The sequence below is a fragment of the Achromobacter insuavis genome (assembly GCF_902859645.1).
Lineage (GTDB): Bacteria > Pseudomonadota > Gammaproteobacteria > Burkholderiales > Burkholderiaceae_B > Achromobacter > Achromobacter insuavis.
Genome location: NZ_CADIJR010000074.1, coordinates 1 through 19,852 on the forward strand (window position 1 = coordinate 1; position 19,852 = coordinate 19,852).

Here is a 19,852-nt window from a genome sequence, read left to right on the forward strand (position 1 = left end):
CGCCGTCACGACGGGCTCGACGACCGGTTCGGCCGTGGCGGCTTCCACCGGCGCCGTGGCGGGCACGGCGGGCTCGGAGACCTGGCTGGCGGGCTCGACGGCCACCGGCGCGGTCACTTCGGGCGCGGCGGCCTGCACGGGCTGCGGCTCGACCACGGGCTCGGCCGCCGGAGCGGGAGCCTGCTCGGCTTGAACCGGCGCGGCCTCGACCGGCTGGGTCGGGGCTTGCGCCTCGGCCGGGGCCGTTTCGGCTTGCGATGCCACCGGAGCGGCGGCCACCGGCGCGGGCGCGGCGGTCACGTCCGAGGCCGGCTCGCCGGCTTCGTCGTCGATGCCATCTTCCTGCTGCTCGTCGCTGCCAGCCAGGCCGGCTTCGTCCGGGCTGCGGCGGCCACGACGGCTGCGGCGGCGGCGGCGCTTGCGTTCCGGATCGGCGCCGGCTTCGGCGCCTTCCGCGGCAGGCACGCCATCGGCGGTCTGTTCGACGGCATCGGCCTGCTCGGCCGCGGCGTCGGCGGCGGGCAGCTTGGCTTCAGGCAGCGCCGTGGCGACCGTCTGGGCCAGTGCGGCCACCATGCTTTCCTGATCGCTCATCGGCGCGTCGGCCTGGCCTTCCTCGCGGCGGTTGCGGCCACGGCCGCGACGGCGGTTGCGGCCGGCGCCGGCGTCATCGCCAGCGGCTTCCGGGGCGATGTCGGGACGGTTCGAGGCTTGCGCGGCCTGCACGGCCTGATCGCGGTCGCCACGCTCGTTGCGGTTGTGGCGCTCGCCGCGTTCCTGGCGTTCACCGCGTTCGCCTTCGGGGCGACGGTTGCCGCGGATATGCGGACGGCCGCCTTCGCTGCCCTCGGCGCCTTCGGCGCGGGATTCACCGCGACGGTTGCGGTTGCGGTCGGAACCGTGGCGTTCGCCGCGGCGTTCCTGGCCGTCGTGGCCGCTGCGGCCCTTGCCGCGGGCCGGCGACGCGGCGCGCTTGGCGCCGGTCTCTTCCTGGGCGGCGGGCGCGGCCTTGGCGGGCTCGCTGTTGCCGGTCAGCCAGCCGAACAGGCGCTTGAGCAGGCCGGGGCCGCCCGATTGCGCCGGCGCGGCCGCGGGGGCGGGCGTCGGGGCAGGGGTCGACACGGGGGCCGGCTGCGAGGGCGTGATGCCCTTGACCAGCGCTTCCGGACGGGCCTTGATCTCGCTTTCGCGCGGCTGCCAGGGGGCGTCCGTGGCGGGCGCTTCGACCAGCTCGAAGCTGGTCTTCACTTCTTCCAGGCGCGGATCGTCGTGGCGCAGGCGCTCGATGTGGTGGTGCGGCGTTTCCAGGTGCTTGTTGGGGATCAGCACCAGGTTGACCTTCAGACGGGCTTCCATCTTGGTGATGTCGGCGCGCTTTTCGTTCAGCAGGTAGGTCGCCACGTCGACCGGCACCTGGGCGTGGACCGCCGCGGTGTTTTCCTTCATGGCTTCTTCCTGCAGCAGGCGCAGGACGTGCAGGGCGCTGGATTCGGCGTCGCGGATCACGCCGGTGCCGTTGCAGCGCGGGCAGGTGATGTGCGAGCCTTCGTTCAGGGCCGGACGCAGGCGCTGGCGCGACAGTTCCATCAGGCCGAAGCGCGAGATCTTGCCCATCTGGACGCGGGCGCGGTCGAAATGGAGGGCATCACGCAGGCGCTGTTCGACGGCGCGCTGGTTCTTGCTGTCTTCCATGTCGATGAAGTCGATGACGATCAGGCCGCCCAGGTCGCGCAAGCGCAGCTGGCGGGCCACTTCGTCGGCGGCTTCCGAGTTGGTCCGCAGGGCGGTTTCCTCGATGTCGGCGCCGCGGGTCGAGCGGGCCGAGTTGACGTCCACGGACACCAGCGCTTCGGTGTGGTCGATGACGATGGCGCCGCCGGAGGGCAGCGTGACCGTGCGCGAGTAGGCCGTTTCGATCTGGTGTTCGATCTGGAAGCGCGAGAACAGCGGGATGTCGTCGCGGTAGCGCTTCACGCGCTGGACGTTGTCCGGCATCACCACGCTCATGAACGCGGTGGCCTGATCGGCGATCTCGTCCGTGTCGATCAGGATTTCGCCGATCTCGGGCGAGAAGTAATCGCGGATGGCGCGGATGACCAGGCTCGATTCCAGATAGATCAGGATGGGCGCGGAGTTGTCGCGCGCGGCGCCGTCGATGGCGGTCCAGAGCTGCAACAGGTACGACAAGTCCCATTGCAGTTCTTCGACGTTGCGGCCGATGCCGGCGGTGCGGGCGATGATGCTCATGCCCTGGGGCAGCTCGAGCTGCTCCATCGTGTCGCGCAGTTCCTGGCGGTCCTCGCCCTCGACGCGGCGCGAAACGCCACCGCCACGGGGGTTGTTGGGCATCAGGACCAGGTAGCGGCCGGCCAGCGAGATGAACGTGGTCAGGGCGGCGCCCTTGTTGCCGCGCTCTTCCTTTTCAACCTGGACGATCAGTTCCTGGCCTTCGCGCAGGGCGTCCTGGATGCGGGCGGTGCGGACGTCGACGCCTTCCTTGAAGAAGCTGCGGGCCACTTCCTTGAAGGGAAGAAAGCCGTGGCGGTCTTCGCCGTAGTTGACGAAGCAGGCTTCGAGGCCGGGTTCGATCCGGGTGATGACACCTTTGTAGATGTTGCCTTTGCGTTGTTCGCGGCCGGCAGTCTCGATGTCGAGGTCGATGAGTTTTTGCCCATCGACGATAGCGACGCGTAATTCTTCCTGGTGCGTCGCATTGAACAGCATGCGCTTCATGAGAGGGTTTCTCCGTTGTCATGACGCGCCGATATCGGCGCGTGACCTCGGGCCACTCGGGCTGCGGCTGAAGCGGGCAAGAAGATGCGGACCGTACCTGGGCGGCGCCCAGGCGTATCCGCCGCGGGTCAGGCGGGCACGTCGTGCCGTGGGGCACGGGGTTCTTTCAGCAGGAGGGTCAGCTTCACTGAATGTGGTTTGACGGAAATGTGCTGTGAACGGCAGTTGCGGCCGGATTGGTTGCCGACGCGCAGCTGGTGCTTTAAATATGCGACGATTCTTGCAGTGCTTCAAGCCGCTTGCGGCAGGCAACGGACCTGCTGGGACAGCGGGCAAAATGAATGCCACACCACTATCCGGCAGGGCGCGGTTGCGCCGGCGACCAAATGACCCAGGGGTTGAATGAGCAGGCAGTACAATGGCGGCCCACGCGCTCGACGGAGTTGCGTACTTGAGTTGCATCTCTACGCCAGCGGCTGATTCAGCCCCTTAAGGCTGTCCCGATTATATGTCGCTTTCCGCAATGCGCAAAGAAACTTCCTCCCCTATGGCCACCCCCTCCGTCCGCATGGTGGAAGTGGGGGCCGAACACGCCGGCCAGCGCCTGGATAATTACCTGATGCGCCTGTGCAAGGGCGTCCCCAAAACCCACATCTACAAGGCCATCCGTGGCGGCGAGGTCCGGGTAAACAAGGGACGCATCTCGGTCGACTATCGGGTCGCGGAAGGCGATATGGTCCGCATTCCGCCGCTGCGCCTGCCCGACCCGGGCAAGCCCAAGCCGGTGCCGGCCGCCGAATTCCCGGTGGTGTTCGAGGATGACGCGATGCTGGTGGTGGATAAGCCCGCCGGCGTGGCGGTGCACGGCGGCAGCGGCGTGTCCTTCGGCGTGATCGAGCAACTGCGCGCCGCCCGTCCCGAGGCCAAGTTCCTGGAGCTGGTGCACCGGCTCGACCGCGAGACCTCCGGCCTGCTGATGGTCGCCAAGAAGCGCAGCGCGCTGCTGGCCCTGCACGCCATGCTGCGCGAGGGGCGCAGCGACAAGCACTATTACGCGCTGGTCGAGGGCGACTGGGTCAACGACCGCCAGCACATCAAGCTGTCGCTGTCGAAATGGACCACCCAGTCCGGCGAACGCCGCGTCAAGGTCGATCCCGACGGCCAGACCGCCCACACCATCATCACGCTCAAGCAGCGCTTCGGCCGCTACAGCCTGGTGGACGCGGAACTGCGCACCGGGCGCACCCACCAGATCCGCGTGCACCTGGCGGCCAGCGGCTTTCCCATCGTGGGCGACGACAAGTACGGCCACGACGAGGTCCGCGCCGAGTTCGCGCGCATGGGCTTTGGCCGCATGTTCCTGCATGCCCACCAATTGACCCTGAATCATCCGCTGACGGGCGAGCCGATGACGCTGACCGCCGAATTGCCGCCCGCCTGCCGGAAAATACTGAAACAACTGGAGTCGGTCTGATATGTCGTATTCGCTGGTCGTTTTTGACTGGGACGGAACCCTGATGGATTCCACGCACAGCATCGTGGCCGCCATCCAGGGCGCCTGTCGCGACCTGGAGCTGCCCGTGCCGTCGGCCTCCGACGCCAGCTGGGTGATCGGGCTGTCGCTGGAAAGCGCGCTGCGCCGCGCCGTGCCGCAGCTGACCCAGGCGATGCTGCCGCGCTTTCTCGAGCGCTACCGCACCCATTACCTGCTGCGCGACCCCGAACTGCGCCTGTTCGAGGGGGTCCCCGAGCTGCTGACGGCGCTGGCCGAGCGCGATGTGCGCCTGGCTGTCGCCACCGGCAAGAGCCGGGTCGGCCTGACCCGCGCCCTGGCCGCGACCGGCCTGGGCCCCATGTTCGACGCTACCCGCACCGCCGACGAGACCTTCAGCAAACCGCATCCGGCCATGCTGCACGAGTTGATGAGCGAGCTGGATGTCGATCCGGCCCGCGTGGTGATGGTGGGCGACACTTCCCACGACATGCAGATGGCCACCAACGCCGGCGTGCACGGCCTGGGCGTGACCTACGGCGCGCATACCCTGAAGGAACTTGAGGGTTGCGGCCCGCAGGCGGTGCTGGAAAGCGTGCCGCTGGTGCGCGAATGGCTGCTCAGCCGGGCCCTGGCCGCCGCCTGACGGCCGAGGCGTCGGTCCCGCCGGGAACGCCCGGCGGGTGGGGCGGTCTATTGCTGATCGCCGTCGGCCAGTCCGGCGGAATATCATGGGGTCGCGAAACGTCCACGGTTTGAGCGGGGCGGCAGCGACGCGAATCCACGCGCCGGCCCCCAGGAGAATCCCCATGTTGATACGCAGGCCCGATGACATCGTTCCGTCCGACATCACTACCGAGGCGGTCTGGCGCTCGCGCCGCGACCTGATCCTGCGCGCGGGCGTGGCGGCGGCGGGGCTGGGGCTGTCCGGCTGGGCGGCGCGCAGCGCCTTCGCCCAGGGCGCGGCTGCCGGCGGCCTGGCGGGCCAGCCCAACGCGGCATTCAGCGTCATGGACAAGCAGACGTCCTTCGCTGATATCACGTCCTACAACAACTACTACGAATTCGGCGTCGACAAGGGCGAGCCCGCGTCCAACGCCGGCAAGCTGCAGACCCGTCCGTGGACGGTCAGCGTCGAGGGCGAGGTCGGCAAGCCGCGCACCTTCGACATCGACGAGCTGCTCAAGCTGGCGCCCATGGAAGAGCGCGTGTACCGGCTGCGCTGCGTCGAGGGATGGTCCATGGTCATCCCGTGGGTCGGCTACTCGCTGTCGGCGCTGCTCAAGCAGGTCGAGCCCACCGGCAATGCCAAGTACGTGGAATTCGTGACCGCCGTGCAGCGCGAGAACATGCCGGGCGTGCGCGCCGCCATCCTCGACTGGCCCTATGTCGAGGGCCTGCGCATCGACGAGGCCATGCATCCGCTGGCCATGCTGGTGTTCGGCGTCTACGGCAAGGTGCTGCCCAACCAGAACGGCGCGCCGTTGCGGCTGGCCGTGCCCTGGAAGTACGGCTTCAAGTCGGGCAAGTCGCTGGTCAAGATCCGCCTGGTGGAAAAGCAGCCGGTGTCCTCGTGGATCAAGGCCGCGCCGCAGGAATACGGCTTCTATGCCAACGTCAATCCGACCGTGCCGCATCCGCGCTGGAGCCAGGCGACCGAGCGCCGCATCGGCGAGGACGGCCTGTTCACGCCCAAGCGCAAGACCCTGATGTTCAACGGTTACGCCGATCAGGTCGCGTCGCTCTACCAGGGCATGGATCTGAAGGCCAACTATTGAAGCCGCCCGTGGCTGATGGCGCCGCCGTGGCCGCGCCGCGCAAGCCGCAGTGGTCGGCGCGCGCGGTGGGGCGCTTCAAGCCCTGGCTGTTCCTGTTGGGCCTGGCGCCGTTCGCGCGCTGGATCTGGCTGGGCTTCACCGATGGGCTGACCGCCAACCCGGTGGAATTCCTGACCCGCTCGTCGGGCACCTGGACGCTGGTGTGCCTGCTTGTGACGCTGGCGATTACGCCGCTGCGGCGCCTGACCGGCCAGCCGGCCCTGGTGCGCCTGCGCCGCATGTGCGGCCTGTTCGCGTTCTTCTACGGCGCCATGCATTTCATGGCCTGGGTCTGGTGGGATCGCGGCTTCGATCCGGCCGCCATGCTGCAGGACATCGGCGAGCGGCCCTTCATTACCGTGGGGTTCGCCGCTTTCGTGCTGATGACGGCGCTGGCGGCCACCTCGACCCAGTGGGCCATGCGCAAGCTGGGCAGGCGCTGGCAGCAGCTGCACCGCGCCATCTATCTGATCGGCCTGCTGGCAGTGCTGCACTACTGGTGGCACAAGGCCGGCAAGAACGACCTGTCGCAGCCTATCCTGTACGCCGCGGCGCTGGCGCTGCTGTTGGGCTGGCGGCTGGCCGCCTGGTGGCGCCGCCGCCCGGGTTGAGCGGCGCGCGCCGTCCGGCTACAGCATGGCCAGCAGGATCGCCGCCGTCTCGGCGTCGGGCTGACCGTCGTGGAGGGCGGGGCGGTAGTGCATCTGGAAGGCCGCCAGCACATTGATGGTGGCGCGATCCAGTGTGCCGTTCTGCGGCGTGGTGTAGCCCAGCCGCTGCAACTGTTGCTGGAACCAGGCGACGTCGGGCGTGCCCTGCGCCTGCAGGCGCGCCAGGTGCGCGGCGGCGCCGGCTTCGTCGTACCAGCGGCCGATGCCGGCCGCGGCCAATTGCTTCCAGGGGAACAGTGGGCCCGGATCGACCTTGCGCTGGGGCGCGATGTCGCTGTGGCCCACCACGTTCTCGGGCGTGATGCCGTTGCGCTGGATGATGTCGCGCAACAGGATGGTCAGCGCGCGGATCTGGCGGTCGCCGTAGGCATGCCATTGCGGCTTGCCGTCGGTGCCGTCGGTCCACCCCGGGTTGACGATCTCGATGCCGATCGAGGTGCTGTTCATGGCGTTCAGGCCGTACCAGGCGCTTTCGCCGGCGTGCCAGGCGGCGCGGGTTTCATCGACCAGCCGGTGGGCGCGCCCGGAGGTATCGATCAGGTAGTGGGCGCTGACCTTGCCCTGCGACAGCAGCTTCATCGATACGGCGTCGTCGGTCGAGGTGTAGTGCACCACGACGAAACGCACCCGGCTGCTCTGGCTGACCGCGGTGACCGAGGTGTCCAGGTTCAGGCCGGCGGGGCCGCGCTGGGCGCAACCGGCCAGGGCCGCGAGGGCCAGGAATACGGCGGTAATTCGGATCATGGTCAGCGCGCCAGGTACAGGAACAGGGTGGGCATCTTGTCCAGCTGCGGGGCGGGCTGCTTTTTCCAGTCGGCGATGGTGCGCGTGGCGATCCATTCGTCGGCGGTGGTCAGCGCGCGGGCCACGCACAGCTTGGTGTCGCCCTTCAGGCTGGCCAGCAGCGTCGCGAACATGGCGGCGTTGCGGTAGGGGGTTTCGATCAGCAGTTGCGTCTGGTTGTGCCGGGCGGAGTGCTGTTCCCAGGCCTTGAGCTGTTTGGCGCGCTCGCTGGCGTCCACGGGGGCGTAGCCGTGGAAGGCGAAGCGCTGGCCGTCCAGGCCGCTGGCCATCAGGCCCAGCAGGATGGAGGAGGGGCCGACCCAGGGCTTGACGGTGATGCCCAGCCGGTGGGCGGCGTCCACCACCTTGGCGCCAGGGTCGGCGACCGCCGGGCAGCCGGCTTCGGACACCAGGCCGATGTCGGCGCCGCGGCGCACCGGCTCGAGCCAGGCGCCGATCTCGGCGGCGTCGGTCTTGTCGCTGAGCGTGTGGATGGTGATTTCCTGCAGCGGCCGGGTGGTGCCCACCAGCTTGAGGAAGGCGCGCGCCGTCTTGGCGTTCTCGGCGATGTAGGTGTCCAGGCTGCCGGCCCGGGCGCGCGCGTCGGCGGGCAGCCAGCTTTCCGGGGCGGCCTCGCCCAGCCCCACGGGGATCAGGTGCAGCGAGCCGCTCATGCGGGCGCTCCCGGCGCCGCCAGCGGGTCGAGCCCGAACCCGGCCAGCATGGTGGTCAGGGCGATTAGCGGCAGGCCGATGATGGCGGTCGGATCGTCGCTCTGGATGCTTTCCATCAGGGCGATGCCCAGGCTTTCCGCCTTGGCGCTGCCTGCGGTATCGTAGGGTTCCTCTGCGCGCAGATAGGCGTCGATGGCCTGGTCGGACAGGCGCCGGAAGCGGCAGCGCGTGACGATGTCGGCTTTTTCCACCCGTTGACCGTCCGTGACCGCCAACGCGCTGTGAAATTCCACCATCTGCCCGGAAAGTGCCCGCAATTGTGCCTGGGCGCGCGAAAAGTCGCCAGGCTTGCCGATGGGTTGGCCGTCCACGGTCGCCACCTGATCCGAGCCGATCACGATGCTGCCCGGATGCGCGGACGCCACCACCATGGCCTTGGCGACCGACAGGCGCAGCGCCAGCGCTTCGGGGGATTCGCCCGGTTGTGGCGTTTCGTCCACATCCGGCGAAATGGCGGTAAAGGGCAGGCGCAGGCGGCTGAGCAGTTCTTTGCGGTAGCGCGAGCTGGAAGCGAGGATCAGGCTGGGTTGTGAGGGCATGCGATATTTGACGCTGGGACGTAAGTCACAGTATTATCTAACGTTTTGCGGCATTTTTGCAGGGCAGCATGACTTTTGGGCGGGGCGCAACCCCGGCGCGAGTCATCGGTTTGGCGCCCTGGGATGGCCGCGAATGCACGGGATGAGCAGGTTGTGCGCGATGCGCATGCCCGGCGGTCTTGTGCGAAAGGACAGAACATCAAGCCCATCGACGCATTCGCATTCGCCCATTCGGGCAAGGAAGCGCAAGGCACCATACCTCTTGTGCGGTTGACGCGCGCGGTTGACGGACTTCCCGAGCAACCGGCGGGTGAGGCCGGCCTCGTGACGTGGTCCGTGCGCGGCGAGATGGGCAAGGCCGGGTTGCTGCAAGGTCAGCCGCTCCTGCACATTCATGTGCGGGCGAATCCGGTCGTGGTGTGCCAGCGGTGCAATGAGCCGTTCGCCTATCCGGTGGACAGCGAGGTCCTGCTGCAACTGGTCAAGTCCGAAGCCGACCTCGACGACGGCGTTGCCTCCGGCGGTCACGCCGCGGGTTTCGACGACGAGGATGAGGACGGCGAGGAAGCAGGAAACGCAGGAAAAGGTTTTGTGTCCAACCAGCCTGAAAAGGTGGTGGGTTCGCATCATTTCGATCTGTTGGCCCAGATCGAAGATGAGCTCATTCTGAGCGTTCCGTATGTGCCCAAGCATGATGTATGCCCGGGCGCGCAGGCCAAGGACAGCGAAGCTCCCCAAGAGCCCGTTGTCAAGCGTCCGTCGCCGTTTGCGGTGCTGGAACAACTGAAGCACAAAGATTGAGATCAACATCGGGCCGCATCGCGTACAATGCGCCCCGTTTCTAGGAGTCATCATGGCTGTTCAACAAAACAAGAAGTCCCCGTCCAAGCGCGGTATGCACCGCTCGCACGATTTTCTGGTGAATCCGTCGACGGCTATCGAACCGACCACGGGCGAAACGCACCTGCGTCACCACATCAGCCCCAACGGCTTCTACCGTGGCCGCAAGGTCCTGAAGACCAAGGCCGACGAATAAGGCCCCCGGGCCGAACTCGTACTCGGACCAATTCGGCTGAGCGCTGATACCTGGCACCCGTGATACGCATCGCCATAGACTGTATGGGCGGAGACTTCGGTCTGCCCGTCACGATTCCGGCTGCGATCGAGTTCGCCCGGCAATTTCCGGACACCCGGCTATTGCTGGTCGGGCTTCCCGACGCCATCGAAGCGGCGCTCTCCGAGCACCGCGGCGTCGAGCGTGATCGCTTCGAGATCGTGGCGGCTTCCGAAGTCGTCACCATGGACGACCCGGTCGAGGTCGCCCTGCGCCGCAAAAAAGACTCCTCCATGCGCCTGGCCGCCCAGTCCGTCAAGGACGGGAATGCCGACGCCTGCATTTCCGCCGGCAACACCGGCGCGTGGATGGCCATTTCACGCTATGTGCTCAAGACGCTGGACGGCATTGACCGGCCGGCGATCGCCACGTCCATTCCGAACCAGACGGGCCGCGCCACCACGGTGCTGGACCTGGGCGCGAATGTGGACTGCACGGCCGAGCACCTGCTGCAATTCGCCATCATGGGCGCCGCGCTGTCGCAGGCGGTGGACCATCGCGACAACCCCACCGTGGGCTTGCTCAACATCGGCGAAGAGGTCATCAAGGGCAACGAGGTCGTCAAGGAAGCCGCCGAGCTTCTGCGCGCCAGTCCCCTGAACTTCTACGGCAACGTGGAAGGCAATGACATTTTCAAGGGCACGGTCGACGTCGTCGTCTGCGACGGTTTCGTCGGCAACGTCGTGCTCAAGTCCGTGGAAGGCCTGGCCAAGATGTTGTCCAGCGTCATCCGCGAAGAGTTCAAACGCAACCTGATCACGCTGCTGGCCGGCGCCGTGGCCAAGCCGGTGCTGAACCGCTTGCGCAATCGCGTCGACAACCGCCGCTACAACGGCGCGGCGTTGCTGGGCCTGCGTGGCGTGGTCATCAAGAGCCACGGCTCGGCTGATGTCTACGCCTTCGGGTTCGCGCTGCAACGGGCGCGCGAAGCCGTCGTGAGTAAACTGCTGGAGCGCACCGCACAGACGGTCGCGCAGCTCAACCAGCGCGTCCAGTCTGCCTCGGGTGCTCCGGCGCTCGAGCCGGGCGCGGCTGGAGACACCGCTTGATGGATACCGCAATGAAATATTCCGTGATCGCGGGCACCGGCAGCTTCCTGCCGGAACGTGTGGTTTCGAATGACGCCCTGGCCGCGGAGCTGGCGACGCGCGATATCGCCACCTCCGACGAGTGGATCGTCGAGCGCACGGGCATCCGCCAGCGCCACCTCGCCGAACGCGGCGTCACCACCAGCCAGCTGGCGACCGAGGCCTCGCGCCGCGCGCTGGCCGATGCGGGTGTCGATGCCTCCGAGGTTGACCTGATCGTGCTGGCTACGTCCACGCCCGATTTCGTGTTTCCCAGCACCGCCTGCCTGGTGCAGGCCAACCTGGGCGCCAAGGGGTCTGCCGCCTTCGACGTGCAGGCCGTGTGCAGCGGCTTCGTCTATGCCCTGACCACCGCCGACAGCTTCATCCGCGCCGGCCGCGCGCGTTGCGCCCTGGTGATCGGCGCCGAAGTGTTCTCGCGCATCCTCGACTGGAACGACCGCAGCACCTGCGTGCTGTTCGGCGACGGCGCCGGCGCGGTGGTGCTCAAGGCCTCCGACAAGCCCGGCATCCTGGCCGCCCAGCTGCATGCCGACGGCAGCCAGATGAAGATCCTCAGCGCCGCGGGCAACGTGGCCTATGGCGACGTCACCGGCGATCCGTTCCTGCGCATGGACGGCCAGGCGGTGTTCAAGCAGGCCGTCACGGTGCTGGACCGCTCCGCCCGCGACACCTGCGCCGAAGCCGGCGTCGACATCAGTGAAGTCGATTGGCTGGTGCCGCATCAGGCCAACGTCCGCATCCTGAATTTCCTGGCGCGCAAGCTTGCCGTGCCGGTCGAGAAGGTTGTCATCACCGTCGACAGCCATGCCAATACCTCCGCTGCCAGCGTGCCGCTGGCGCTTGACGCCGCGCGCCGCGATGGCCGCGTCAAGCCGGGCCAGCTCGTGCTGATGCAGGGCGTGGGCGGCGGATTCACCTGGGGTTCGGTACTGGCCCGCATGTAAGGGCGTGTCCGGCCGGGACGCGGATTGCCGCGCCCGCCCGGATGCCACGTCCGACATTCCACAGACTCAGAATCACTCCACACGGTCGAACATGAAAATCGCTTTTGTCTTTCCTGGCCAGGGTTCGCAGGCCGTCGGCATGCTGGATGCCTGGGCCGACGTCGCCGCCGTGACCGATACCGTGGCGCGCGCCTCGCAGGCGCTGGGCCAGGACCTGGGCGCGCTGATCGCGCAGGGTCCGATCGAACAGCTCAGCCTGACCACCAACACCCAGCCCGCCATGCTGACGGCCGGCGTCGCGTTCTTCGCGGCCTGGCGCGCGGCGGGTGGCCGCAATCCCGACGTCGTCGCCGGCCACAGCCTGGGCGAATACGCGGCCCTGACGGCCGCTGGTTCGCTGGCGCTGGAAGACGCCGTGCGCCTGGTGCGCGTGCGCGCCGACGCCATGCAGGCCGCGGTGCCCGTGGGCACGGGCGCCATGGCCGCCATTCTCGGCCTGGACGATGATGCCGTGCGCGCCGCGTGCGCCGCGGCAGCCCAGGGCGAAGTGGTCGAAGCCGTCAACTTCAACGCGCCGGCGCAGGTCGTGATCGCCGGCCACAAGGGCGCCGTCGAACGCGCCTGCGAACTGGCCAAGGCCGCGGGCGCCAAGCGCGCGCTGCTGCTGCCGGTGTCCGCGCCGTTCCACTCCAGCCTGCTCAAGCCCGCCGCCGACGTGCTGGCGGGCGCGCTGGCCGCGGTCAACGTGGCGGCGCCGCAGATCCCGGTCATCAACAACGTCGATGTCGCCTCGCCGACGGAACCCGGGGCAATCCGGGATGCGCTGGTGCGCCAGGCATGGCATCCTGTGCGTTGGGTCGAGACGCTGCGCGCCATGAAAGCGCAGGGCGTGACCCACGTCATCGAGTGCGGGCCGGGCAAGGTGCTGGCCGGCCTGACCAAACGCATCGACCCCGAGCTCACCGGCCTGGCCATCACGGATCCGGCCTCGCTTGAGGCCGCGCTGGCCGCGGTCAACGGAAATTAAGACCATGGAAAACACCTCGATCGAACTGCAGGGCAAGATCGCCCTGGTCACCGGCGCGACGCGCGGCATCGGCCGCGCCATCGCCCAGGAACTGGCCGCGCGCGGCGCGGTGGTCGTCGGCACTGCCACGTCCGAATCGGGCGCCGCCGCCATCACCGAGGCGCTGGCGCCGTTCGGCGGCCGCGGCGTGGTGCTGGACGTGACCAACGCCGAAGCCTGCGACGCGCTCATCGACGCGCTCGGCAAGGAAGGCGGCGGTCCGCACATCCTCGTCAATAATGCCGGCATCACCCGCGATACGCTGGCAATGCGCATGAAAGACGACGATTGGTCCGCGGTCATCGACACCAACCTGGCGTCGGTCTTCCGTCTGTCGCGCGCCGTGCTGCGCAACATGATGAAGGCCCGTTGGGGACGCATCATCAACGTCACCTCCGTGGTGGGTTCCAGCGGCAATGCCGGCCAGGCCAACTACGCCGCCGCCAAGGCCGGCGTCGCCGGCATGTCGCGCGCCCTGGCGCGCGAGCTGGGCAGCCGCAACATCACCGTCAATTGCGTCGCGCCGGGCTTCATCGACACCGACATGACGCGCGCGCTGGGCGAGAACCAGACCGCCGCGCTGCTGCAGCAGATCCCGCTGGGCCGGTTGGGTTCGCCCACGGACATCGCCCATGCGGTGGCCTTTTTGTCCGGGCCGCAGGCGGGTTACATTACCGGCACCACCCTGCACGTCAACGGCGGGATGTACATGCAATAAGTCACGAAACGCGCGGGCGGCCCAGGCCGCCGCGCCGGCGCCGGACAACCGGCACGGCAACGCGCGGTTCATCCGGAAACGCCGCACACCGGTTTTCCTGCGCCCGGCGGGCGACAGATCAAAGTGCGCGGTGTTATTTTTGTCACGGCCTGGCGTTTGCAGTACTCTGCGCTTGGCTATAATTCGCGGGATTTTTCCCATTTGGAGATCTGCATGGAAAGCATCGAACAGCGCGTCAAGAAGATCGTCGCTGAACAACTTGGCGTGAACGAAGCCGAGATCAAGAACGAATCCTCCTTCCTTGACGACCTCGGTGCCGATTCGCTCGACATGGTCGAACTGGTCATGGCGCTCGAAGACGAATTCGAGACCGAGATCCCCGACGAAGAGGCCGAAAAGATCACGACCGTGCAACAAGCGATTGATTACATCAATTCGAACGGTAAGCAGTAAGCTCAGCCTATATCCTTCCGGTTGCCCCATGTCCGGGGCCAGCCGGGAACCGGGGCGGTTTCAGGAATTTGCCGTGTGGTCCACGCGCGGGAAGGGCATTGATGCCCGACCCGCTATTGCGTGTTCCGCACGCGCAGTGCATCCCGAAAGCCGCCTTTCTTTTGTCTGTTTGAGGAGTCATCCGTGAAGCGACGTGTCGTCATCACTGGCCTTGGTATCGTTTCGCCCGTTGGCAACGACCTGACCACCGCTTGGGACAATATCGTCAACGGACGTTCTGGCATCAGCCGTATCTCCCGTTTCGATCCCTCGGCCATCACCACGCACATTGCCGGCGAAGTCAAAGACTTCGACATCAGCACCTATATCTCGAGCAAAGAAGCCCGCCAGATGGATACCTTCATCCATTACGGCCTGGCCGCCGGGATGCAGGCCTGGCGCGATTGCGGCCTGGAAGTCACCGAAGCCAACGCCGAACGCATCGGCGTGATCGTCGGCTCGGGCATCGGCGGTCTGCCGCGCATCGAGGAAACCCAGGTCGAATACATGGCCAAGGGTCCGCGCCGGATCTCGCCGTTCTTCGTGCCGGGTTCGCTGATCAACCTGATCTCCGGCCACCTGTCCATCGCCTTTGGCATGAAGGGCCCCAGCTACGCCGTCGTGTCGGCCTGCACCACGGGCCTGCACAGCATTGGTGACGCTGCCCGCCTGATCGAGTACGGCGATGCCGACGTCATGCTGGCCGGTGGCGCCGAGTCGACCGTATCGCCGCTGGGCATCGGCGGCTTTGCCGCGATGCGCGCGCTGTCGACCCGCAACGATGATCCTCAGACGGCTTCGCGTCCCTGGGACCGCGACCGCGACGGCTTCGTGCTGGGCGAGGGCGCCGGCGTGCTGGTGCTGGAAGAATACGAACACGCCAAGAAGCGCGGCGCGCGCATCTATGGCGAGTTCGCCGGCTACGGCATGAGCTCCGACGCGCATCACATCACGGCTCCCGACAAGGACGGCCCGCGCCGCGGCATTCTCAACGCGCTGCGCAACGGCGGCCTGAACCTGGAAGACGTCCAGTACGTCAACGCGCACGGCACCTCGACGCCCCTGGGCGACAAGAACGAGAGCGACGCGCTGAAGCTGGCGTTCGGCGACCACGCCAAGAAGCTGGTGGTGAATTCGACCAAGTCGATGACCGGCCACCTGCTGGGCGCGGCCGGCGGCATCGAGGCGGTGTTCACGACCCTGGCGGTCTACAACCAGGTTTCGCCTCCGACCATCAACATCTTCAACCAGGATCCGGAATGCGACCTGGACTACTGCGCCAACGAGGCACGGCAGATGAAGATCGACGTCGGCCTGTCCAACTCGTTCGGCTTCGGCGGCACCAACGGCTCGATGGCCGTTCGCCGGGTCTGATTTGGAAGGCCCGGGCCAGGGGCGCTGGACGTTTCGCGTGCCCGTTCTGCGGCCGCGCGGCGTGACGGCGTTGCCCGGCCTGGGGCTGGCCGCCGCCGCGGCCAGCCTTCTCACCGCCGCCTCGTGGCACGGCACGGCCTGGACGGCCGGCGCCGCGCTGATGTCATCGGCGTTGGCGGCGGGGCTGTTACACTTGACCCGTCGCAGCCTGTCCCCGGTATCGGCCCTGCGCACGGCGGCCGGTGGTGGCCGCTGGCAGGTGCGCCTGCCCAGCGGTTGGCGGGACGCGTCGCTGGTGCAACAGCGTCGCGGACCGGCGTGGCTTTCGCTCACCCTGCAGCCCTTGCCCTCCGGGAGTATGGCCTTTAACGACCACCATGTAACTTTCACCGTCTGGCAACCGACGTTGCGACCCGACGACTGGCGGCGCCTGTGCCTGCTGGCCGGCGCGGCGCGGCAGACGCCCCGGACGGTCTGCCTGCGGGAGGCCTCATGAGCGAGCGCGAAGTCGACGCTGAGCTTGTCGCGCGCGTCCAGCGGGGCGACAAGAAGGCCTTTGACCTGCTGGTGCTCAAGTACCAGCGCAAGATCCTCCGTCTGCTGGCCCGCATGATCCGCGATCCCGCCGAGATCGAGGACGTGGCCCAGGAAGCGTTCATCAAGGCCTACCGGGCCTTGCCCCAGTTCCGGGGGGAGAGCGCGTTCTACACCTGGTTGTATCGTATCGCCATCAATACGGCCCGAAATTGGCTCGCGTCCCAGGGACGGCGGCCGAGCGCGCCCAATGCGATAGAAACGGAAGACGGTGAAACTTTTAACGAAACCGACAACCTAACCGATATAAGCACGCCGGAGTCCATGGTGGCCAGCCGCGAGATCGCCGAAACGGTGAACGCGGCCATCGAGGAATTGCCCGAGGAATTGCGCACCGCAATCGTCCTGCGTGAAATCGAAGGTATGAGTTACGAAGACATCGCCCAGAGCATGGACTGCCCCATTGGTACGGTGCGCTCCCGCATTTTCCGTGCGCGAGAAGCCATTGCGACCAAGTTGCGCCCATTGCTTGGCACCGATGCCGAGCGTCGCTGGTAAGGAGTGGCAGTCATGCAGACTACAGCAGCCAAGTCCGTCGTTTCTTCCGAAGCCGCCTGGGAGGAATCCGTTTCCGCCTGGATGGACGGGGAAGAAACCGACGATATTCTCTCCGGCCTGTTGACCCGCGAAGGGCGACAGACCTGGGATACCTATCATCTGATCGGTGATGCCCTGCGCAACACCGACCTGGCGCTGACGCCCAGCGCGAACTTCCACGCCCGCCTGTCGCGGGCGCTGGATGCCGAACTGCCGATCGTGGCCGCGCCGCGGCGCCGCTCACCGCTGCGCCTGGGCCTGTCCGGCCTGGCGGTGGCGGCCGCGGTCGCCACGGTGGCCTGGGTCGCCCAGCCGTATCTGGCGGGCGGTTCCCCCGCCACCGAGACGCGGGTGCTGGCGGACGCCAGCCTGAGCGGCAGCGCCGATACGTCGGGCCTGAGCGACTACCTGGAGGCCCATCGCCAGATGGCCGGCCCCAGCGCGGTGCGTCAGGTGTCGTTCGACGTCGGGGCGGGGCGCTGATGGCCCTGGTGCTTCCGACTCGTTGGCCGGTGCTGGGACGGGCTGCCTCCTGGCAAGCCCACCGCGCCGGCTGGTTCGCCGCTACGCTCCTGACCGCATTCCTGGCCGCGCATGACCCCGCGCGCGCCGCCGACGCCGCCCCCGCCCAGCAGGGCGATGACGTGGTGCAGCTGCTTTCGCGCATCCAGCAGGCCGCGCGCAAGCAGGACTACGCCGGCGTGTTCATGTATCAACAAGGCGAGATGATCCAGTCCTCGCGGCTGGTGCATGTCCTGGACGGCACCGGCGAGCGCGAGCGTCTCGAGATCCTGGACGGGCAGCCGCGCGAATACCTGCGGCACAACGAAGACGTGCAGTGCCTGATCCCCGAGCGCAAGACGGTCCTGATCGAGCGTCGCCGCGGCGACCGCTTTCCCGGCCTGCTGCTGGGCGATCCGGCCAACCTGACCGATCACTACAAGATCCGCACCGAGTCGGCGCTGCATCGCGTCGCCGGGCGCGAATGCCGCCTGATCACTATCGAGCCGCTGGACAAGTTGCGCTATGGCTATCGCCTCTGCGCCGACGTCGAAACCAATCTGCTGCTGAAGGCCCAGACCCTCAACGCCGCCCGCGGCGTGGTCGAGCAGGTGTCGTTCACCTCGCTGCGCCTGGGCGCCGAAGTGGATCCCAAGTCGCTGTCGTCGCGCTGGAACACGCGCGACTGGAAGGTGCTCGAGCCCTCCATGAAGCCGGTCGACCTGGGCGCCCTGGGATGGCGCATTCCGGCGCCCAAGGGGTTCACGGTGGTGATGCAGGTGGCGCGCTCGATGGGTCGCGGCGCGACGGTCAACCAGATGGTGCTGTCCGACGGCCTGGCGGCCATCTCGGTGTTCATCGAACCCTACGACAGCCAGCGCGGCCATCATCCGCCCCCTGGCGCGGCGCAGCGTGGATCGATTACCGTCTATGGCACCCGCATCGCCGATTACTGGCTGACGGCCGTGGGCGAAGTGCCCGTGGCGACGCTGGAACAATTGGCGGAAGCGACAGAATACGTACCCGTGGCGAACGCTCCGGCGGCCGGCTCCAAGTGATGAGCGGCCTCTGCGGCAAGAAGTGATTTCGGAGCAATCTATGAAAGCAATGATGGTGTCGAACCCCGGCCTGCGCCGCTTCCTGGCGGCCGCGACGGCGGGGCTCTTGATGTCGGCCGCGTTCGCGCCGGTCTCGCACGCGCAGACCCCGGCGGCCGAAACGCCCACCCCGACGGTGGCGTTGCCTGACTTCACCAGCATCATCGAAAAAGCCGACCCGGCGGTCGTCAACATCCGCACCACGGCCACCGTGCCGATCCGCGGCGTGGGCCCGGGCGGCAACGATCCGGCCGAGCTGTTCCGCTGGTTCTTCGGTCCTGACTTCCAGCCGCCGGGCCAGCAGTCGCCCAACCCGCGCCAGCGCCCGCAGCCGCAGCAGCCCGAGGAACGCACCGTGCCGCGCGGCGTGGGCTCGGGCTTCTTCATCTCCGATGACGGCTACATCATGACCAACAATCACGTGGTCAGCGATGCAACCGACATCTACGTCACCCTCACCGACGGCCGCGAATTCAAGGCCAAGGTCATCGGCACCGACGAGCGCACCGACGTGGCGCTGATCAAGATCGAAGCCAAGGACATGACGCCGCTGGTGATCGGCGACCCCAAGAAGCTGAAGAAGGGCCAGTGGGTGCTGGCGATCGGTTCGCCGTTCGGCCTGGACTCCACCGTGACCTCGGGCATCGTCAGCGCCATCGGCCGCGATACCGGCGAATACCTGCCGTTCATCCAGACGGACGTGGCGGTCAACCCGGGCAACTCGGGCGGTCCGCTGATCAACCTGGCGGGCGAGGTCGTGGGCATCAACTCCCAGATCATCTCGCGCAGCGGCGGCTTCATGGGCATCTCGCTGGCCATCCCGATCGACGAAGCGATGCGGGTGGTCGACCAGCTGCGCGCCACTGGCAAGGTCACGCGCGGCCGCGTCGGCGTGCAGATCGGCGAAGTCGGCAAGGACGTGGCCGAGGCCATCGGCCTGCCCAAGGCCGAGGGCGCGCTGGTCAGCAGCGTCGAGGCGGACGGTCCGGCCGAACAGGCGGGCGTGCAGCCGGGCGACGTGATCCTGACCTTCAACAAGGAACCGATCAAGCGCTGGTCCGATCTGCCGCGCATCGTCGGCGAAACCAAGCCGGGCACGCGCGCCGACATGGAAGTGTGGCGCAAGGGCAAGAAGATGACCCTGTCGGTCAAGGTCGGCGAGATTCCGGTCGACAAGGCGGCCCCGGGCAAGAAGGGCACGCCGCCGGCGCCGGAAGTCACCAACGCGCTGGGCCTGGGCGTGATCGACGTGCCCGCCGATGTGCAGAAGAAGCAGCGCATCAAGGGCGGCGTGCAGGTCAAGGTCGCCGAAGGCGCCGCGGCCAAGGCCGGCCTGCAGGAAGGCGACATTGTGTTGGCCCTGAACGACACCGATGTCACCGGCGCCAAGCAATTCGCCGAGCTGGTCGGCAAGCTGGAGAAGGGCCGCGCGGTCGGCCTGCTGGTGCGCCGCGGCGAGCAGACCCAGTGGGTGGCGGTGCCCGCAAGCAAATAAGGCCCAAGACCGGCTAAAATGGCTGGTTGCCGCAAGAGGGGGCGCCTGGCGCCCCCTCGT

Annotated in this window: 21 protein-coding genes; 17 read left to right on the forward strand and 4 right to left on the reverse strand. The window is 67.5% G+C overall.

What is annotated here, in order from left to right; translation table 11 throughout:
- Positions 1-2,733: Rne/Rng family ribonuclease (locus H0523_RS25815; protein WP_257225173.1), on the reverse strand; the 2,733-nt coding region annotated here is incomplete at its 3' end.
- 508 nt (positions 2,734-3,241) lie between these two features.
- On the opposite strand from H0523_RS25815, the gene H0523_RS25820 reads away from it, so the two are divergent.
- From H0523_RS25820 to msrQ, 4 genes are all read left to right on the forward strand, one after another.
- The gene (locus H0523_RS25820; protein WP_156349982.1) at positions 3,242-4,207 is read left to right on the forward strand and encodes an RluA family pseudouridine synthase; all 966 of its coding nucleotides are present in this window, start codon (positions 3,242-3,244) and stop codon (positions 4,205-4,207) included.
- Between the two features lies 1 nt (position 4,208).
- Positions 4,209-4,871, forward strand: coding sequence for an HAD family hydrolase (locus H0523_RS25825; RefSeq protein WP_054429600.1), 663 nt, complete (start codon positions 4,209-4,211; stop codon positions 4,869-4,871).
- Between the two features lie 163 nt (positions 4,872-5,034).
- Positions 5,035-6,003 carry a protein-methionine-sulfoxide reductase catalytic subunit MsrP gene (gene msrP, locus H0523_RS25830; RefSeq protein WP_054429599.1) on the forward strand — a complete coding sequence of 323 codons (969 nt, stop codon included), beginning with the start codon at positions 5,035-5,037 and terminating at the stop codon, positions 6,001-6,003.
- Entirely contained in the window at positions 6,000-6,653 is a 654-nt protein-coding gene (gene msrQ, locus H0523_RS25835; RefSeq protein ID WP_054429598.1) for a protein-methionine-sulfoxide reductase heme-binding subunit MsrQ, read from the forward strand. The genes msrP and msrQ overlap by 4 nt, the downstream gene beginning before the upstream one ends.
- Before the next feature lie 18 nt (positions 6,654-6,671).
- On the opposite strand, the gene H0523_RS25840 is transcribed toward msrQ, so the two are convergent.
- Genes H0523_RS25840 through H0523_RS25850 form a run of 3 tightly spaced genes read right to left on the reverse strand, consistent with a single transcriptional unit; the run spans position 6,672 to position 8,769 of the window.
- Positions 6,672-7,457 (reverse strand): N-acetylmuramoyl-L-alanine amidase, encoded by a 786-nt coding sequence (locus tag H0523_RS25840; protein ID WP_054429597.1) that lies wholly within the window; start codon positions 7,455-7,457, stop codon positions 6,672-6,674.
- A gap of 2 nt (positions 7,458-7,459) precedes the next feature.
- A complete protein-coding gene (locus tag H0523_RS25845) occupies positions 7,460-8,170 on the reverse strand; it encodes an SAM-dependent methyltransferase (protein WP_054429596.1) in 711 nt (236 codons plus the stop codon).
- Complete coding sequence (locus H0523_RS25850) at positions 8,167-8,769, reverse strand: Maf-like protein (RefSeq protein WP_054429595.1); 603 nt, start codon at positions 8,767-8,769, stop codon at positions 8,167-8,169. The genes H0523_RS25845 and H0523_RS25850 overlap by 4 nt, the downstream gene beginning before the upstream one ends.
- A 123-nt stretch (positions 8,770-8,892) precedes the next feature.
- On the opposite strand from H0523_RS25850, the gene H0523_RS25855 reads away from it, so the two are divergent.
- From H0523_RS25855 to H0523_RS25915, 13 genes are all read left to right on the forward strand, one after another.
- Positions 8,893-9,570, forward strand: coding sequence for a YceD family protein (locus H0523_RS25855; protein WP_231689842.1), 678 nt, complete (start codon positions 8,893-8,895; stop codon positions 9,568-9,570).
- Positions 9,571-9,622: 52 nt separating this feature from the next.
- Positions 9,623-9,805: a 50S ribosomal protein L32 gene (rpmF, locus tag H0523_RS25860; protein WP_006389284.1), complete on the forward strand. Its 183-nt coding sequence runs from the start codon at positions 9,623-9,625 to the stop codon at positions 9,803-9,805.
- 59 nt (positions 9,806-9,864) lie between these two features.
- On the forward strand, positions 9,865-10,932 hold the full coding sequence (gene plsX / locus H0523_RS25865; RefSeq protein WP_054429593.1) for a phosphate acyltransferase PlsX: 1,068 nt from the start codon (positions 9,865-9,867) through the stop codon (positions 10,930-10,932).
- Complete coding sequence (locus tag H0523_RS25870) at positions 10,932-11,918, forward strand: beta-ketoacyl-ACP synthase III (protein ID WP_035360074.1); 987 nt, start codon at positions 10,932-10,934, stop codon at positions 11,916-11,918. The genes plsX and H0523_RS25870 overlap by 1 nt, the downstream gene beginning before the upstream one ends.
- Positions 11,919-12,009: 91 nt before the next feature.
- Positions 12,010-12,945 (forward strand): ACP S-malonyltransferase, encoded by a 936-nt coding sequence (gene fabD / locus H0523_RS25875; RefSeq protein WP_054429592.1) that lies wholly within the window; start codon positions 12,010-12,012, stop codon positions 12,943-12,945.
- Positions 12,946-12,949: 4 nt separating this feature from the next.
- Entirely contained in the window at positions 12,950-13,702 is a 753-nt protein-coding gene (gene fabG / locus H0523_RS25880) for a 3-oxoacyl-ACP reductase FabG (RefSeq protein WP_006393479.1), read from the forward strand.
- Between the two features lie 213 nt (positions 13,703-13,915).
- Entirely contained in the window at positions 13,916-14,155 is a 240-nt protein-coding gene (acpP, locus tag H0523_RS25885) for an acyl carrier protein (RefSeq protein WP_005012191.1), read from the forward strand.
- A gap of 183 nt (positions 14,156-14,338) precedes the next feature.
- Positions 14,339-15,568, forward strand: a complete 1,230-nt coding sequence (gene fabF / locus H0523_RS25890) for a beta-ketoacyl-ACP synthase II (protein ID WP_054429591.1) — start codon at positions 14,339-14,341, stop codon at positions 15,566-15,568.
- A gap of 37 nt (positions 15,569-15,605) precedes the next feature.
- Positions 15,606-16,064: a hypothetical protein gene (locus tag H0523_RS25895; protein WP_180180192.1), complete on the forward strand. Its 459-nt coding sequence runs from the start codon at positions 15,606-15,608 to the stop codon at positions 16,062-16,064.
- Positions 16,061-16,660 (forward strand): RNA polymerase sigma factor RpoE, encoded by a 600-nt coding sequence (gene rpoE, locus H0523_RS25900; protein ID WP_006389292.1) that lies wholly within the window; start codon positions 16,061-16,063, stop codon positions 16,658-16,660. Before H0523_RS25895 ends, rpoE begins: the two co-directional genes overlap by 4 nt.
- 12 nt (positions 16,661-16,672) lie before the next feature.
- On the forward strand, positions 16,673-17,182 hold the full coding sequence (locus H0523_RS25905) for a sigma-E factor negative regulatory protein (RefSeq protein ID WP_054429589.1): 510 nt from the start codon (positions 16,673-16,675) through the stop codon (positions 17,180-17,182).
- Positions 17,182-18,258, forward strand: coding sequence for a MucB/RseB C-terminal domain-containing protein (locus H0523_RS25910; protein ID WP_054429588.1), 1,077 nt, complete (start codon positions 17,182-17,184; stop codon positions 18,256-18,258). The genes H0523_RS25905 and H0523_RS25910 overlap by 1 nt, the downstream gene beginning before the upstream one ends.
- Before the next feature lie 109 nt (positions 18,259-18,367).
- Entirely contained in the window at positions 18,368-19,792 is a 1,425-nt protein-coding gene (locus tag H0523_RS25915) for a DegQ family serine endoprotease (protein WP_369817051.1), read from the forward strand.
- Positions 19,793-19,852 lie beyond the last annotated feature (60 nt).